We start from the raw sequence: 15,940 nt of genomic DNA, 5'->3' as shown, positions 1-15,940 counted from the left end.
TGAGTTCTCAAGGAACGGACGCTTCCTTCGAGCCGCCTTCCAGCGGGCCCTCCGGGCGCTTCGTTCTTTCGTGTTTCCAGCTTATCAGATGTTTTTCGCTCCGTTTTCCGGAGTTTCATTCATCCGATTTGCTTTGGCCTTTCGGCGCTCCCGAACTCTATCAGAGTTTCTCGGGCCGTTTTCCCGCTCCGTTCTCGAATTTCGTTCGAGAACTTCGACTGGGGGCCGTCCCGTGGGGCAACCCGGAGAACATTACGCACCGGGTTGCCCCACGTCAAATCACGCCGGGGAGGCTCAGACCTCGACGACGACCGGGAGGATCATCGGGCGGCGGCGGTAGTTGTCGGCCACCCACTTGCCGATGGTCCGGCGGACGAGCTGCTGGACCTGGCGGATCTCCAGGACACCGTCGCCCGCCGAGCGGTCGAGCGCCTCCTGCAGCCGGGCCGCGACCGGGACGAACGCGGCGTCGTCGATGCCGGAGCCGCGGGCCTGGATGCTCGGGCCGCCGACGATCTTGCCGTTGGCGGAGTCGACCACCACGAAGCAGGAGATGAAGCCCTCCTCGCCGAGGATCTTGCGGTCCTTGAGCGAGGCCTCGGTGATGTCGCCGACCGAGGAGCCGTCGACGTAGACGTAGCCGGCCTGTACCTTGCCGGCGATGCGGGCGACGCCGCCCTCCAGGTCGACGCAGACGCCGTCCTCCGCGATGACCACGCGGTTGCGCGGGACACCGGTGGCGATGCCGAGGTCGGCAGCGGCCCGCAGGTGACGCCACTCGCCGTGCACCGGCATGAGGTTGCGCGGCTTGCAGATGTTGAAGAAGTACAGCAGCTCGCCGGCCGAGGCGTGGCCGGAGACGTGCACCTTGGCGTTGCCCTTGTGCACGACCTTGGCGCCCCAGCGGGTCAGGCCGTTGATGACCCGGTACACGGCGTTCTCGTTGCCCGGGATGAGCGAGGACGCCAGGACGACGGTGTCGCCCTCGACGATGCGGATCTGGTGGTCGCGGTTGGCCATCCGGGACAGCGCGGCCATCGGCTCGCCCTGCGAGCCGGTACAGATCAGCACGACCTCCTTGTCCGGCAGGTCGTCCAGCTGCTTGACGTCGACGACCATGTTGCCGGGGACCTTCAGGTACCCGAGGTCGCGGGCGATGCCCATGTTGCGCACCATCGAGCGGCCGACGAAGGCGACCTTGCGCTTGTACTCGTGCGCGGCGTCCAGCACCTGCTGGATGCGGTGCACGTGGCTGGCGAACGAGGCGACGATGATGCGCTTGTCGGCGTTCGCGAAAACGTTTCGCAGCGCGGCCGAGATGTCCCGCTCGTGCGGGATGAAACCGGGGACCTCGGCGTTGGTGGAGTCCACCAGCAGCAGGTCCATGCCCTCCTCCGCCAGCTTGGCGAAGGTCGGCAGGTCGGTGAGGCGGCCGTCGAGCGGCAGCTGGTCCATCTTGAAGTCACCGGTGGCGACGACCATGCCGGCGGGCGTGCGCACGGCGACGGCCAGCGCGTCCGGGATGGAGTGGTTGACCGCGATGAACTGGCAGTCGAAGGGGCCGATCCGCTCGCGGTCGCCCTCGGCGACCTCCAGCACGTACGGGCGGATGCGGTGCTCGGCGAGCTTGGCCTCGATCAGCGCGAGGGTGAGCTTGGACCCGATCAGCGGGATGTCCGGGTTCTCCCGGAGCAGGTACGGCACGGCGCCGATGTGGTCCTCGTGGCCGTGCGTGAGGACGATGCCGTCGACCTTGTCGAGGCGGTCCCGGATGTAGCTGAAGTCCGGGAGGATCAGATCGACGCCGGGCTGCTCGTCCTCGGGGAAGAGGACGCCGCAGTCGACGATGAGAATGCGGTCCCCGTACTCGAAGACCGTCATGTTGCGGCCGATCTCGCCGAGACCGCCGAGCGGGGTGATGCGCAGGGCGCCCGCCTTGAGGGCCGGCGGTGCGCCGAGTTCGGGATGCGGGTGACTCAAAAGACTCTCCTCACGACGCACGCCATATGTCCGGGGTCCTCCCCCGCGAGACATATGGCGTGCGTTCTCAGTGTCGTTTTCCTACCGGGTCTGTGCTCTCGCGCCTGCGGTCCGGTTCAGCGGCGGGCCCGTGAGGGCCCGGCGAGCCGGGGCGCGCACGTCTGTGTCTGTTAGAGGTCTACCCCGCCGTCGGCGAGATCCTTCTTCAGTTGGGCGATCTCCTCGGGAGTCGCACCGACCAGGGGCAGCCGCAGCGGGCCGGCGGGCAGGCCCTGGAGGTCCAGCGCGGCCTTGGTGAGGATGACGCCCTGGGTGCGGAAGATACCGGTGAACACCGGCAGCAGGCGCTGGTGGACGGCCGTGGCCTTGGCCACATCGCCGGCCAGGTAGGCCTCGACCATGGACCGCAGCTCCCCGGCGACCACATGACCGACCACGCTGACGACGCCGACGGCTCCGACCGACAGCAGCGGCAGGTTGAGGACGTCGTCGCCGGAGTACCAGGCGAGGTCGGAACGGGCGATGGCCCAGGAGGCGGCGCCGAGGTCGCCCTTGGCGTCCTTGTTGGCGACGATCCGCGGGTGCTCGCCGAGCCTGACCAGCGTCTCGTGGCTCAGCGCGACGCCGCTGCGGCCGGGGATGTCGTACAGCATGACCGGGAGCCCGGTGGCGTCGGCGATCTCCACGGTGTGCCGGTACAGGCCCTCCTGCGGGGGCTTGCTGTAGTACGGCGTGACCACCAGCAGGCCGTGCGCGCCGGCCGCCTCGGCCTGACGGGCCAGCTCGACGCTGTGGCGGGTGTCGTTGGTACCGACGCCGGCCACCACATGGGCCCGGTCCCCGACGGCCTCCACCACGGCGCGGACGAGCTGGGCCTTCTCGGCGTCGCTGGTGGTCGGGGACTCCCCGGTGGTGCCGTTGACGACGAGGCCGTCGTTGCCGGAGTCGACGAGGTGCGCGGCGAGGCGCTGGGCGCCGTCGAGGTCGAGGCCGCCGTCGGCGGTGAAGGGTGTCACCATCGCGGTCAGGACCCGCCCGAAGGGCGTCTGGGGAGTGGAGGTCGGAGCCATGCGTCCAAAACTACTCGTAGGCGGTGGGTCGGCACCCGGGCCGGTCCACGGTTCGGACGGCCACGGCGGCGAACCGGCGGCGAACAGCGGGGACATGGGATTCCGGTGCTGCGTGCTCGGGGGTTCAAGCAGCACCGGAATCCGTGTTCACGAGCGTAGGGAGCGGTCAGAAATGCCGCAATCCAGACATGCCAGACACTCTCCCCGGATGCCCGTCGCCGCAGGTCAGGGGGCGACCCGGCCATGCTTCTCGAAGGCCGCATGGGTGAGCGGCATGAGCGCGGCCCACTGCTCCTCCATCCGCTCGGCGACCATCTCGATCTCGCGCTGCGGGAACGACGGCACGGCCGAGTTCTCCCGCTTGGTGCGCAACGACAGGAAGTGCATCAGCGAGCGGGCGTTGCAGGTCGCGTACATCGAGGAGTAGAGCCCGACCGGCAGCACGGCGCGGGCCACCTCACGGGCCACGCCGGCCTCCAGCATCTCCTGGTAGCGCCCGTACGCCTCACGGTAGGCGGTCTCCATCGAGGAGGTGACGGTGCTGTGCTGCTCGGGGGTGCCCTCGACGAACTCGTAGCGGCCCGGGCGGCCCTGCTGGACCAGCTTGCGCTCCTCGCCCGGCACGTAGAAGACCGGCTGCAGCTCGCGGTAGCGGCCGGACTCCTCGTTGTAGGACCAGCCGCTGCGGTGGCGGTGGAACTCGCGGAAGACGAAGATCGGCGCGCTGATGAAGAAGGTCATCGAGTTGTGCTCGAACGGCGTGCCGTGCCGGTCCCGCATCAGGAAGTTGATCAGGCCCTTGGACTTCTCCGGGTCCTCCTGGAGCGCCTCCAGGGACTGCTCCCCCGCCGTCGAGACCCGGGCGGCCCAGATGACGTCCGAATCGGCGGCGGAGCTGCGGACCAGCTCCGCGGTGACGTCGCTGCGGAACTGGGGGGCCGTGGTGTCGTCGCTCACGCGTTGCTCCTCGCAGGCTTGCTGATGGTGGTGCCGTTGGTGCCGGCGGTGTCGGCACCGGTGGTGCGGTGCAGCCGGATCGCGTGCTGCATGGTCTTGCGGGCGCGCGGCACGTCGCCGGCGTCGGCGTAGGCGACCGCCAGGCGGAAGAAGACCCGCCAGTCGCCGGGGGCGGCCTCGGCCTCGGCCTTGCGCCGGGCGAACACGGCGTCGGCCGAGTCGCGGTCGATCCTCCCGCCGTCGGTGCGCTTCAGCTCGTCGACCGGCAGGCCGCCCTCGGCCTCCAGCTCACGGGCGAGCCGCTCGCTGTCCCGGCCGAAGCGGACCGTCTGACGCAGGAACCAGAGGCCGATGACCGGGATGACGAAGGCGCACAGGCCCAGGCCGATGCCGAGCGGCTTGCCGGTGGCGATGAGCTGGACGCCCTCGCCGACGCAGATCAGCGCGACCAGCGCCAGGACGCCGGAGAGGACGAAGAAACCGGTACGGGAGGTCATGCCGGGCTCACAGGTCCAGGAAGTGCTCGAGGCCCAGGGTGAGCCCGGGCGTCTCCACGACCTTGCGCACGCCCAGCAGGATGCCCGGCATGAAGCTGCTGTGGTGCAGCGAGTCGTGCCGGATGGTGAGGGTCTCACCGGTGTCGCCGAACATCACCTGCTGGTGGGCGAGCAGGCCGCGCAGCCGCACCGAGTGCACCGGCACCCCGTCGACGTCGGCGCCGCGGGCGCCCGGCAGGGCGTGCGTGGTCGGGTCCTGCTGCGGCGGACGGCCGGCCTCCGCGCGGGCGGCGGCGATCAGCTGGGCGGTGCGGGTGGCGGTGCCGCTGGGGGCGTCCGCCTTGCGGTCGTGGTGCAGCTCGACGACCTCGACCGACTCGAAGTACCGGGCGGCGATCTGCGAGAACCTCATGCCGAGGATCGCGCCGATGGAGAAGTTCGGCGCGATCAGCAGGCCGAGCTCCGGTGCCTCGTCGAGCCAGCCGCGCACGGTGGCCAGCCGCTCGTCGGTCCAGCCGGTGGTGCCGGTGACCACGTGGATGCCGTGGTGCAGGCAGTAGTCGAGGTTGCCCATCACCGCGTCGGGGTGGGTCAGCTCGACGACGGCCTGCACCCCGGCCTCGGTCAGCTCGGAGAGCTTCGACTCGCGCCCCAGGGCGGCGACCAGCTCCAGGTCCGGGGCGGCCTCGACGGCCTTGACGGCCTCGGAGCCGATCCGGCCCCGGGCGCCGATCACGGCGACACGCAGCGTCATGGTGGGAAGTCCCTTCAGGCCAGCAGGTCGGCGAGCTTCGCGGCCCGCTTGTCGGTGATCGGACCGATCAGCGCCAGCGACGGCCGGTAGGCACCCAGCACATCACGGGCGACCTCGTGCACGTCGTCCAGGGTCACCGCCGCTATCCGCTCCAGCATGTCGTCGACCGACAGGTGGTGGCCGTAGCTGAGCTCGGCCTTGCCGATGCGGTTCATCAGCGAGCCGGTGTCCTCCATGCCGAGCACGGTGGAACCGGAGATCTGGCCGATCGCGCGCTGCAGCTCCTCCTCGGTGATGCCCTCGGCGACCACCTTGGCGAGTTCCTCGTGGCAGATCCGCAGCACCTCCTCGACCCGCTTGGGCTGGCAGCCGGCGTAGATGCCGAACAGGCCGCTGTCCGCGTACGAGGAGGAGTAGGAGTACACCGAGTACGCCAGGCCGCGCTTCTCCCGGACCTCCTGGAACAGCCGCGAGCTCATGCCGCCGCCGAGGGCCGCGTTGAGCACGCCCATCGCCCAGCGGCGCTCGTCGTGCCGGGGCACGCCGGGCACGCCCAGCACCAGGTGGGCCTGCTCGGTGGCCCGGTTGAGCACCTCGACCCGGCCCGCGGTGCGCAGCGCCTTGATGCCGCGGCGGGGCTCGGCGGGGACGGCCTCGGACTTGGCGAGCAGCGGCGCGAAGGCCTGCTCGACCTGCCGGACGACCTTGCGGTGGTCCAGGTTGCCGGCCGCGGCGACGACCAGGTGCTCGGGCTTGTAGCGGCGGTGGAAGAAGTTGGCGATCTGCTCGCGGGTGAGCGAGCGGATCGTCTCCTGGGTGCCGAGGATCGGCCGGCCGAGCGGGCCGCTGCCGAAGATCACCTTGGCGAAGAGGTCGTGGACGACGTCACCCGGGTCGTCCTCGGCCATCGCCATCTCCTCCAGGATGACGCCGCGCTCCGCCTCGACGTCCTCGGGGCGGATCAGCGAGCCGGTGAGCATGTCGCAGACCACATCGATGGCCAGCGGCAGGTCGGTGTCGAGCACACGCGCGTAGTAGCAGGTGTTCTCCTTCGCGGTGAAGGCGTTCATCTCGCCGCCGACGGCGTCCAGGGCGGCCGAGATGTCCAGCGCGCTGCGCCGCTCGGTGCCCTTGAAGAGCAGGTGCTCCAGGTAGTGGGTGGCGCCGTTGAGCTGCGGCGTCTCGTCCCGCGAGCCGACACCGACCCAGATGCCGAAGGTCGCGGAGCGCACCGTCGGCAGGGTCTCGGTGACGACGCGCAGGCCGCCGGGGAGGACGGTGCGGCGCACGGTTCCGGCGCCGTCGGCGCCCTTGAGCAGGGTCCGGGTCGTGCCGGGGCGCTGCTTCGCCGCCGAGGCCTGGGCCACGGGGGTACCTCCGTAGAAAGCATCCGTCGAGGAGCGTGGGGGGACAACAGGGTGCGGCCCGCACGCCGCTGGGGGCGTGCGGGCCGCGGGGTTCAGCTAGCGGCGCTTCACTCGGAAGCGGCCTCGGCGTTCTCCTCGCCCTCGATGACCGGGATCAGCGAGAGCTTGCCGCGCGGGTCGATCTCGGCGATCTCGACCTGCACCTTGGCGCCGACGCCGAGGACGTCCTCGACGTTCTCGACGCGCTTGCCGCCGGCGAGCTTGCGGATCTGCGAGATGTGCAGCAGACCGTCCTTGCCCGGCATGAGCGAGACGAAGGCGCCGAAGGTCGTGGTCTTGACCACGGTGCCCAGGTAGCGCTCGCCGACCTCCGGCATGGTCGGGTTGGCGATCTGGTTGATCGTGGTGCGGGCGGCCTCGGCGGCCGGGCCGTCGGCGGCACCGATGTAGATGGTGCCGTCGTCCTCGATCGTGATCTCGGCGCCGGTGTCCTCCTGGATCTGGTTGATCATCTTGCCCTTGGGGCCGATGACCTCGCCGATCTTGTCCACCGGGATCTTGATGGTGATGATGCGCGGCGCGTTCGGGGACATCTCGTCCGGGGAGTCGATGGCCTCGTTCATCACGTCGAGGATGTGCAGGCGGGCGTCGCGGGCCTGCTTCAGCGCGGCGGCGAGCACCGACGCCGGGATGCCGTTGAGCTTGGTGTCCAGCTGCAGGGCGGTGATGAAGTTGCGGGTACCGGCGACCTTGAAGTCCATGTCGCCGTACGCGTCCTCGGCACCGAGGATGTCGGTGAGGGTCACGAAGTGGGTCTCACCGTCGATCTCCTGGGAGATCAGGCCCATCGCGATGCCGGCGACGGCGGCCTTCAGCGGCACACCGGCGTTCAGCAGCGACATGGTGGAGGCGCAGACCGAGCCCATCGAGGTGGAGCCGTTGGAGCCCAGCGCCTCGGAGACCTGGCGGATGGCGTACGGGAACTCCTCGCGGGTCGGCAGGACCGGGAGGATGGCCCGCTCGGCCAGCGCGCCGTGGCCGATCTCGCGGCGCTTCGGCGAACCGACGCGGCCGGTCTCGCCGACCGAGTACGGCGGGAAGTTGTAGTTGTGCATGTAGCGGCGGCGGGTCTCCGGGGAGAGCGTGTCCAGCTGCTGCTCCATGCGGAGCATGTTCAGCGTGGTGACACCCAGGATCTGGGTCTCGCCGCGCTCGAACAGGGCCGAGCCGTGCACCCGCGGGATGGCCTCGACCTCGGCGGCCAGGGTGCGGATGTCGGTGACGCCGCGGCCGTCGATGCGGACCTTGTCCTTGATGACGCGCTCGCGGACGATCTTCTTGGTCAGCGCGTTGTAGGCGGCGCTGATCTCCTTCTCGCGGCCCTCGAACTCGGGCAGCAGCTTCTCGGCGGCCAGCGCCTTGACGCGGTCCAGCTCGTTGTTGCGCTCCTGCTTGCCCGCGATGGTGAGGGCCTGGGCCAGCTCGTCCTTGACGGCGGCGGTCAGCGCGACCAGCACGTCGTCCTGGTAGTCCAGGAAGACCGGGAACTCGCCGGTCGGCTTGGCGGCCTGGGCGGCCAGCTGGGCCTGGGCGGCGCACAGCACCTTGATGAACGGCTTGGCGGCCTCGAGGCCGGCCGCGACGACCTCCTCGGTCGGCGCGTCGGCGCCGCCCTCGACCAGCTTGATGGTCTTGTCGGTGGCCTCGGCCTCGACCATCATGATCGCGACGTCGCCGTCCGGCAGGACGCGACCGGCGACGACCATGTCGAAGACGGCCGACTCCAGCTCGCTGTGGGTCGGGAACGCGACCCACTGGCCGTTGATCAGGGCGACGCGCACGCCACCGATGGGGCCGGAGAACGGCAGGCCCGCCAGCTGGGTGGAGGCGGAGGCGGCGTTGATGGCCACCACGTCGTACAGGTGGTCCGGGTTCAGCGCCATCACGGTGACGACGACCTGGATCTCGTTGCGCAGGCCCTTGACGAAGGACGGGCGCAGCGGGCGGTCGATCAGGCGGCAGGTGAGGATCGCGTCCTCGGAGGGCCGGCCCTCGCGACGGAAGAACGAGCCGGGGATGCGACCGGCGGCGTACATCCGCTCCTCGACGTCCACGGTCAGCGGGAAGAAGTCGAAGTGCTCCTTCGGCTGCTTGGACGCGCTGGTGGCCGACAGCACCATGGTGTCGTCGTCCAGGTAGGCGACGGCCGAGCCGGCGGCCTGACGGGCCAGGCGGCCGGTCTCGAAGCGGATGGTGCGGGTGCCGAAGGAGCCGTTGTCGATCACGGCCTCGGCGTAGAACACGTTCTCTTCCACCTGGAAGATCTCCTCTTTCGTACGTCTCCGGGAGAGCGTCCCCGCGCATCGCCTGCGTGTTGACCCTGAACGGTCGGGCCGGTCTTCGATCGAAGCCTCCGGTGCACCCCGCTTCGGTCTGCGGGGCCTCCGGCGGCCACTACCGAGGACCGGCGCCTCTCGGCCGGCCGGGTCCGGACGGGCGGTTCGCGTCTGGACGCTCTCTCGGATGCGGGCGGCTTCCGTTTGAAGCCTTCGTCCCGCGGGGGGTTGGGTTCTGCTGCCCGAGTGGCGCGCTTGCGGCGCCATCACCCGGCATGCCCACAACCCTACGGTGCAATCCTCGGCCACCTGGGGAGGTGCGCGCGAGTTGTTATGCCCGGTTGTTGTGTTCGGGCGCCCCGGTCGGACGGCCGCGGCATACGCGCGAGGGGCGGCTCCCCGGTGTGGGGAGCCGCCCCGTGCGGCGTTCTCAGCGGGCGCCGCCGGCGGCACCGCGGCGGATGCCCAGGCGGTCGACGAGCGTACGGAAGCGCTCGATGTCCTTCTTGGCCAGGTACTGCAGCAGGCGGCGGCGCTGGCCGACCAGGATCAGCAGGCCACGACGCGAGTGGTGGTCGTGCTTGTGGGACTTGAGGTGCTCGGTCAGGTCCGAGATGCGGCGGGAGAGCATGGCGACCTGGACCTCGGGGGAGCCGGTGTCGCCCTCCTTCTGGCCGAACTCGGCGATGATCTGCTTCTTGACGTCAGAGGCGAGAGCCACTGCAACTCCTTACGAGGTGATACCGAGCGGTCCTGGTCTACGGCACAGGACTCTGGGAGAACTCGGTGTCGTGACGGGCGCGGCCGCCGGTCGTCGTCCCACCCGGGGACGGACACACGGCTGCGCTCGGAGGCCAAGCGTACCAGTGCCGCCGACACGGGTGGCCGGCGGCCCCGGCGCGCGGTCAGCCGGTGGCGCCGCGGACCAGCCGGTAGACGTCGAGGACCGCCAGCACCAGCGGGACCAGCGACATCAGGGTGAGGCTGTCGACCAGGTCCAGGATGCGCCCCCAGAACGGGGAGACGCCGAGCCGGGGCACCACCAGGGCGATCGCGGTGAGCACCGCGGCACCGAAGGCGATCGAGGCGGTCAGCCAGACGGTGCGCAGGTCGGCGCCGGTGGAGCCGATGCCGGCCCGCAGCACGAACTGCGGGGTGTGCAGGGAGAGGCCGACGATCAGCAGCGACAGTCCGAGCAGGCCGGCGATGCTGAGGCTGAAGACCTGGGCGCTGTAGCGGAACAGCCGGGCGCGCAGCATGGTGGCGAGGCCGAGGAGGAGGGCGAGCAGCTCGGGGAACGTCTCGTCGGTGAAGCCCAGCACCGCACAGGCGCCGACGATCACCGCGGCGCAGCCGCCGACCAGGCCGACCAGCACCTCGTGGCCGCGGCGGGCCTGGTGGGCGATCCGCTCGTACTGGACGAGTTCGGCGCGGGCGGCCTCCTCGTCGTGGTCGCGGCCGCGGGCGCGGGTCTGGCCGGGGGCGCTGTAGCCGACGGGCAGCCGGGCGAAGCGGGCGGACAGGCCGGGCAGGAAGCCGATCGCGGCGACGGCGGCGACGCCGGTGACGGCGGCGATGTGGTTGGCCGGGGTGCCCGGCAGCAGGACGGCGGCGAAGGTGGCGAACGCGCCGGCGGCGGCCAGGAAGGCGGCGGCGACGAACAGCGAGTCCCGCTCGGGCAGCAGGCCGACCAGCAGGACGGCAACCACCAGCACGGCGACGCAGCCGGTGAGGAACTGCAGCCGGCCGGGTCCGGCCAGCGGGCCGCCGGTGGGCGCGAGGACGCCGCTGCCGGCGATCAGGGCGTGCGGCAGGGCGCCGAGGCCGAGCGCGAGGCCGGCCCAGGCGTCCCGGTAGACCCGGGCGCGGACGCCGGCGAAGGCGGTGAGCACGACGGCGACGACGCCGGAGAGCACACCGGGCAGGCCGTGCATGTCGTGGCGCAGGTCGGCGAACCAGAGGGCGAAGCCGAGCAGGGTGAGCAGCACGCCGGTGCCGATGAGGCCGAAGGCGCGCATCAGCTCGGGGCTCCAGAACCGGCGGTCGCTCTCGCCGGCGGTGGCGATCGCGTCGGCGACGTCGTCGTAGACCGCGGGCGGCAGCGACTCGGCGAACGGGCGCAGGCTGAGCAGGTCTCCGTCGCGCACCTGCTGGGCGCCCAGCGAGCGGCTGCCGTCGAGCACCGTGCCGTCGCGGCGGACCAGGTGGAACCCGGTGGGGACGCCGTCGGGCTGGGTCTGGCCGGAGAGCCGCAGCACCTCGGGGTAGACGTCCGCGAGCGGGACGTCCTCGGGCAGGGCGACGTCGATCCGGCTGTCCGGCGCGACGACGGTGACCCGGCAGAAGCCGGTGGTGGCGGGCGTCGTCATGCCCGCACCTCGTTCGCTCGACGCACTGGGCGCTCCCCCTTGGTGACGGTGCCGCGGCACCGGCGGCTGGTCGGTCCGGCCGACCCGCGGGCACCGGCCGGGCGGAACCGGCCCGGCGGGGCCACGAGTTGGCGCGGCGTTACCCTACCCGCTCGGTTCGTGTCCGGCCCCGTGGAGGGCGGGCGGCCGGGGCGGGCCCGGGCCCCAGTAGGATCGGCCCCTGCGCAAGGCGGCGGGGGCGGCGCGCGCCTCCCCGGGTGCCTGCGGTCGGCGGAGCGGGGGCGGCGTCACACGGGGCGTCCTCACCCGTACGTATCCAGTGGCGTGAGGGCTGATGCCGTGGTGATCGAGCGAAGCGTTCGTGGTCGGGGGGTGGAGCGCGCATGGGCGTGATCACCGTCAAGCGGCCTCCCCGGGCCTACCCGCCCGCGGTGCCGGACGAGCCGGTGGAGCTGGTCGCCCCGCCCGAACTGCCCAGGTCGGGCGGCGAGGACTGGGTGATGAGCATCCTGCCGATGCTCGGCATGGGCGGGTCGGCGGTGTTCTTCTTCTCGCCGGGCGCCCAGGCCCCGATGAAGATCATGGGCGGCCTGATGATCGTCTCGACGGTCGGCATGGCGCTCGCCCAGATCGTCCGGGCCCGCAAGGGCGGCTCCTCGGCCACCGCGGACGAGCGGCGCGACTACCTCAAGTACCTGCAGCAGATGCGCCGCCAGGTACGCCGGACCGCCGAGCGCCAGCGCGGCGCGCAGCTGTTCCTGAACCCCGAGCCGGACCAGCTCTGGTCGATCGTCGCCGACGGCCGACGGCTGTGGGAGCGGCGGGCCGCGGACGCCGACTTCGCGCAGATCCGGGTCGGCCGCGGGCCGGTGCAGCTGTCCACCCCGCTGGTGGCGCCGCAGACCGCGCCGATGGACGAGCTGGAACCGCTGTCGGCCGCCGCGATGCAGACCTTCCTGAACGCCCACGGCACCCTGCAGGACCTGCCGTTGGCGATCTCGCTGCGCGCCTTCTACCACATCACGGTCTGCGGCGACCCGGACACCGTCTACGGCAACGTCCGGGCGATGATCGCCCAGCTGACCACCCTGCACTCGCCGGACGACCTGCTGGTGACGGTGGCGGCCGCGCCCGGCGCGGTGGACGAGTGGGAGTGGACCAAGTGGCTCCCGCACAACCAGCACCGCAAGGAGAGCGACGGCGCCGGTTCGCGCCGGCTGATCGCCACCGGCCTCGGCGAGCTGGAGCTGCTGCTCCAGGACGAACTGGCCGGCCGTCAGCGGTTCGTCCGGGACGCCTCGCCGGCGCCCGACCAGCCGCACATCGTGGTCGTGATGGACGGCGCGTCGGTGCCGCACGACTCGCTGCTGGCGGGCGCCGAGGGCGTGCACGGGGTGACCATCGTCGAGGTGGTCCCGGGCGACCTCGACGAGCCGACCGGGCACCTGGTCATCACCGTCTCGCCGGACGAGCTGGTGCTGCGCTCGGCCTCCGGCGCCACCTACTCCGGCGCCCCGGACACCCTCACCGCCTGGCAGTCCGAGGCGCTGGCCCGCCAGCTGGCGCCGTACCGGGCCTCGGCCGGCGGCGACGACGAACCGCTGCTGTCCAACCTGGACTTCACCGACCTGATGAACTCCGGCGACCCGGGCTCCTTCGACGTCGCCCGCAGCTGGCGGCAGCGGGCGCAGCACGAGCGGCTGCGGGTGCCGATCGGCGTCGGGGCCGGCGGCGAGCACGTGTACCTGGACATCAAGGAGGCCGCGCTGGAGGGCATGGGCCCGCACGGCCTGTGCGTCGGCGCGACCGGCTCCGGCAAGTCCGAGCTGCTGCGCACCCTGGTACTGGGGCTGGCGATGACGCACTCCTCGGAGACGCTGAACTTCGTGCTCGCCGACTTCAAGGGCGGCGCGACCTTCGCGGGCATGGCGGACATGCCGCACACCTCCGCGGTGATCACCAACCTGGAGGGCCAGCTGACCCTGGTGGACCGCATGCGGGACGCCATCGAGGGCGAGCTCAACCGGCGCCAGGAGCTGCTGCACCGGGCCGGCAACTACGCCAACATCCACGAGTACGAGCGGGCCCGGGCGGCCGGTGCGGCGCTGGACCCGCTGCCGTCGCTGGTGCTGATCATCGACGAGTTCTCCGAACTCCTCACCGCCAAGCCCGACTTCATCGACATGTTCATCCAGATCGGCCGGATCGGCCGGTCCCTCGGGGTGCACCTGCTGCTGGCCTCGCAGCGCCTGGAGGAGGGCAAGCTGCGCGGCCTGGACACCTATCTCTCCTACCGGATCGGCCTGCGCACCTTCTCGGCGGCCGAGTCGCGGGCGGCGATCGGCGTCCCGGACGCGTACCACCTGCCGCCGGTGCCGGGCGTCGGCTACCTGAAGTTCGGCACCGATGTGATGGAGCGGTTCAAGGCCGCGTACGTCTCCGGGCCGTACCGGGCGCCGGGCCAGCAGCGGTCGACCGGCGGCCGGCTGGTGAGCGCGCGGCCGGTGCGGTTCACCGCGGCCGAGGTGCCGGTGACCGAACCGCTGGTGCAGGAGGTCGAGCCGCTCGTCGAGGAGCCGGACGACGCCCTGATGGACACCGTGCTGGACGTCTTCGTGCAGCGGATGGCGGGCCAGGGCCCGGCGGCGCACCAGGTGTGGCTGCCGCCGCTGGACGCCCCGCCGAGCGTGGACCAGCTGCTGCCGCCGCTGCAGGCGACCCCCGAGCGCGGGCTGACCGCGCCGCAGTACGGGGCGCTGGGCCGACTGCGGGTACCGGTCGGCATCGTCGACAAGCCGCGCGACCAGCGGCGCGACATCCTCGACCACGACTACTCGGGGGCGGCCGGCCACGGTCTGGTGGTCGGTGGTCCGCGGTCCGGCAAGTCGACGGTGATCCGCACCACGGTGGCCTCGTTCGCGCTCACCCACACCCCGCTGGAGGTGCAGTTCTACCTGCTGGACTTCGGCGGCGGCGGCTTCCAGTCGCTCCAGGAGCTGCCGCAGGTCGGCGGGGTGGCCGGGCGGCTGGATGCCGAGAAGGTGCGCCGGATGGTCTCCGAGGTGCACGGCGTGCTGAACCGGCGCGAGGAGCTCTTCCGGGCCACCGGGATCGACTCGATCGGCACCTACCGGTCCCGCCGGGCCTCCGGCGCGCTGCCGGAGGAGCAGTTCGGCGACGTCTTCCTGGTGATCGACGGCTGGAACACCTTCAAGCAGGAGTTCGAGCCGCTGGAGCCGGTGATCGGCGACATCGCCCAGCGCGGTCTGGGCTACGGCGTCCACCTGATCGTCACCGCGGCCCGGTACGCGGAGGTCCGCCCGGCGCTCAAGGACCTGCTGCAGAACCGGACCGAGCTGAAGCTCGGCGACTCCATGGAGTCCGAGGTGGACCGCCGGGTGGCGCAGAACGTGCCGGCCGTGCCGGGGCGCGGCGTCACCGCGGACCGGCTGCACTTCCTCACCGGTCTGCCGCGGCTGGACGGCTCCGGCTCGGTGGAGGACCTGCCGAACGGCGTGGCCGGGCTGGTCTCGGCGGTCACCGGGGCCTGGACGGGCCCGCGCGCGCCGCAGGTGCGGATGCTGCCGGCGGTACTGGACGGGCACTCGCTGCCGAAGGGCTTCGAGCACCCGGAGCGGGGCGTCGCGTTCGGCGTGGACGAGGCGGAGCTGGCGCCGGCCTTCGTCAACTTCGAGACCGACCCGCTGTTCATCGTGTTCGGCGACACCGAGTCCGGGAAGTCCGCGCTGCTGCGGATGCTGGTCAAGCAGATCACCGAGCGGTACACCCCGGACCGGGCCGGCATCGTGGTCGGCGACTACCGGCGCGCGCTGCTGGGCGCCGTCCCGCCGGAGTACCTGGTGGAGTACGCGGCCGCGCAGCCGGCCATGTCGAGCGTGGTGGAGATGCTGCGCGGGGCCTGCGCGCGCCGGCTGCCCGGTCCGGACGTCACCGCCGAGCAGCTGCGCAACCGCAGCTGGTACAGCGGCAAGGACATGTTCGTGGTCGTCGACGACTACGAGCTGGTGGCGACCTCCTCGGGCAATCCGCTGGCGGCGCTCGCGGAGTTCCTGCCGTTCGCGCGGGACATCGGCCTGCGGGTGATCGTGGCGCGCAGCGCGGGCGGTGCCGGGCGTTCGCTGTACGAGCCGTTCATGCAGCGGATGCGCGAGCTGGGCGGGCAGGGTGTGATGCTGTCCGGCAACCGGGACGAGGGCCCGCTGCTGGGCACCGTCAAGCCGCAGGCGCTGCCGCCGGGCCGGGGCGTGTACGTCTCGCGCCGGATGACCGGCGGGCAGATGGTGCAGACGGGCTGGCTGCCGGCGCCGTAGCCGCCGGTTCCGGTCACGGAGCGTGTTCGAAGGGGTCGGGTCCTCGGATCCGGCCCCTTCCGCCGTCCCGGGTGTCGAAACGTTACCTAGATCTTTCCGCCGGAGAGCTGCGGTTCCCGTACCCGGCCCGCGGCTCGGCGGGCGCCGCAGGGGCTTCCGGACGACCTGCCTCCACATCCGGGCAGTGCCTTTGAATGGGCGTATGCAACACGGCGTTCACCTTGGATTCAAGTGCGATGTAGCGAAAGTAACAAGTCGGACATGCATAGTGATGACGCT

At 71.5% G+C, this 15,940-nt stretch carries 10 protein-coding genes; 1 reads left to right on the top strand and 9 read right to left on the bottom strand.

The features are described from left to right. Positions 1–294: 294 nt before the first annotated feature. From ACFVUH_RS33325 to eccD, 9 genes are all read right to left on the bottom strand, one after another. A complete protein-coding gene (locus ACFVUH_RS33325; protein ID WP_355372070.1) occupies positions 295–1,980 on the bottom strand; it encodes a ribonuclease J in 1,686 nt (561 codons plus the stop codon). 170 nt (positions 1,981–2,150) lie between these two features. Beyond that, positions 2,151–3,050, bottom strand: a complete 900-nt coding sequence (gene dapA / locus ACFVUH_RS33320; RefSeq protein WP_387917210.1) for a 4-hydroxy-tetrahydrodipicolinate synthase — start codon at positions 3,048–3,050, stop codon at positions 2,151–2,153. Positions 3,051–3,275: 225 nt separating this feature from the next. Then, positions 3,276–4,007: an FAD-dependent thymidylate synthase gene (thyX, locus tag ACFVUH_RS33315; RefSeq protein ID WP_355372075.1), complete on the bottom strand. Its 732-nt coding sequence runs from the start codon at positions 4,005–4,007 to the stop codon at positions 3,276–3,278. Next, complete coding sequence (locus ACFVUH_RS33310; RefSeq protein WP_355372078.1) at positions 4,004–4,504, bottom strand: hypothetical protein; 501 nt, start codon at positions 4,502–4,504, stop codon at positions 4,004–4,006. Before ACFVUH_RS33310 ends, thyX begins: the two co-directional genes overlap by 4 nt. Positions 4,505–4,511: 7 nt before the next feature. Beyond that, positions 4,512–5,258 carry a 4-hydroxy-tetrahydrodipicolinate reductase gene (gene dapB / locus ACFVUH_RS33305; protein ID WP_355372080.1) on the bottom strand — a complete coding sequence of 249 codons (747 nt, stop codon included), beginning with the start codon at positions 5,256–5,258 and terminating at the stop codon, positions 4,512–4,514. A gap of 14 nt (positions 5,259–5,272) precedes the next feature. Then, a complete protein-coding gene (locus tag ACFVUH_RS33300; protein ID WP_387917209.1) occupies positions 5,273–6,625 on the bottom strand; it encodes a M16 family metallopeptidase in 1,353 nt (450 codons plus the stop codon). A gap of 107 nt (positions 6,626–6,732) precedes the next feature. Next, on the bottom strand, positions 6,733–8,940 hold the full coding sequence (locus ACFVUH_RS33295; protein WP_387917207.1) for a polyribonucleotide nucleotidyltransferase: 2,208 nt from the start codon (positions 8,938–8,940) through the stop codon (positions 6,733–6,735). Positions 8,941–9,391: 451 nt separating this feature from the next. Further along, positions 9,392–9,682 carry a 30S ribosomal protein S15 gene (gene rpsO / locus ACFVUH_RS33290; protein ID WP_209416808.1) on the bottom strand — a complete coding sequence of 97 codons (291 nt, stop codon included), beginning with the start codon at positions 9,680–9,682 and terminating at the stop codon, positions 9,392–9,394. Between the two features lie 184 nt (positions 9,683–9,866). Further along, positions 9,867–11,330, bottom strand: coding sequence for a type VII secretion integral membrane protein EccD (eccD, locus tag ACFVUH_RS33285; protein ID WP_387917205.1), 1,464 nt, complete (start codon positions 11,328–11,330; stop codon positions 9,867–9,869). Positions 11,331–11,713: 383 nt separating this feature from the next. Here eccD and eccCa point away from each other — a divergent pair, with 383 nt between their 5' ends. Further along, positions 11,714–15,661, top strand: coding sequence for a type VII secretion protein EccCa (gene eccCa / locus ACFVUH_RS33280; protein WP_387917204.1), 3,948 nt, complete (start codon positions 11,714–11,716; stop codon positions 15,659–15,661). Positions 15,662–15,940 lie beyond the last annotated feature (279 nt).

The sequence above is a fragment of the Kitasatospora sp. NPDC058032 genome (genome assembly GCF_042885845.1).
In the GTDB taxonomy this organism is placed as follows: domain Bacteria; phylum Actinomycetota; class Actinomycetes; order Streptomycetales; family Streptomycetaceae; genus Kitasatospora.
Note: the sequence above shows the minus strand (reverse complement) of the source record. Positions and strands in the feature narration are given on the sequence as shown.

Coding starts and splice junctions, on each gene's coding strand:
- eccD (WP_387917205.1), bottom strand. CDS start 11,330: ATGACGACGCCCGCCACCACCGGCTTCTGCCGGGTCACCGTCGTCGCG.
- ACFVUH_RS33310 (WP_355372078.1), bottom strand. CDS start 4,504: ATGACCTCCCGTACCGGTTTCTTCGTCCTCTCCGGCGTCCTGGCGCTG.
- dapA (WP_387917210.1), bottom strand. CDS start 3,050: ATGGCTCCGACCTCCACTCCCCAGACGCCCTTCGGGCGGGTCCTGACC.
- dapB (WP_355372080.1), bottom strand. CDS start 5,258: ATGACGCTGCGTGTCGCCGTGATCGGCGCCCGGGGCCGGATCGGCTCC.
- eccCa (WP_387917204.1), top strand. CDS start 11,714: ATGGGCGTGATCACCGTCAAGCGGCCTCCCCGGGCCTACCCGCCCGCG.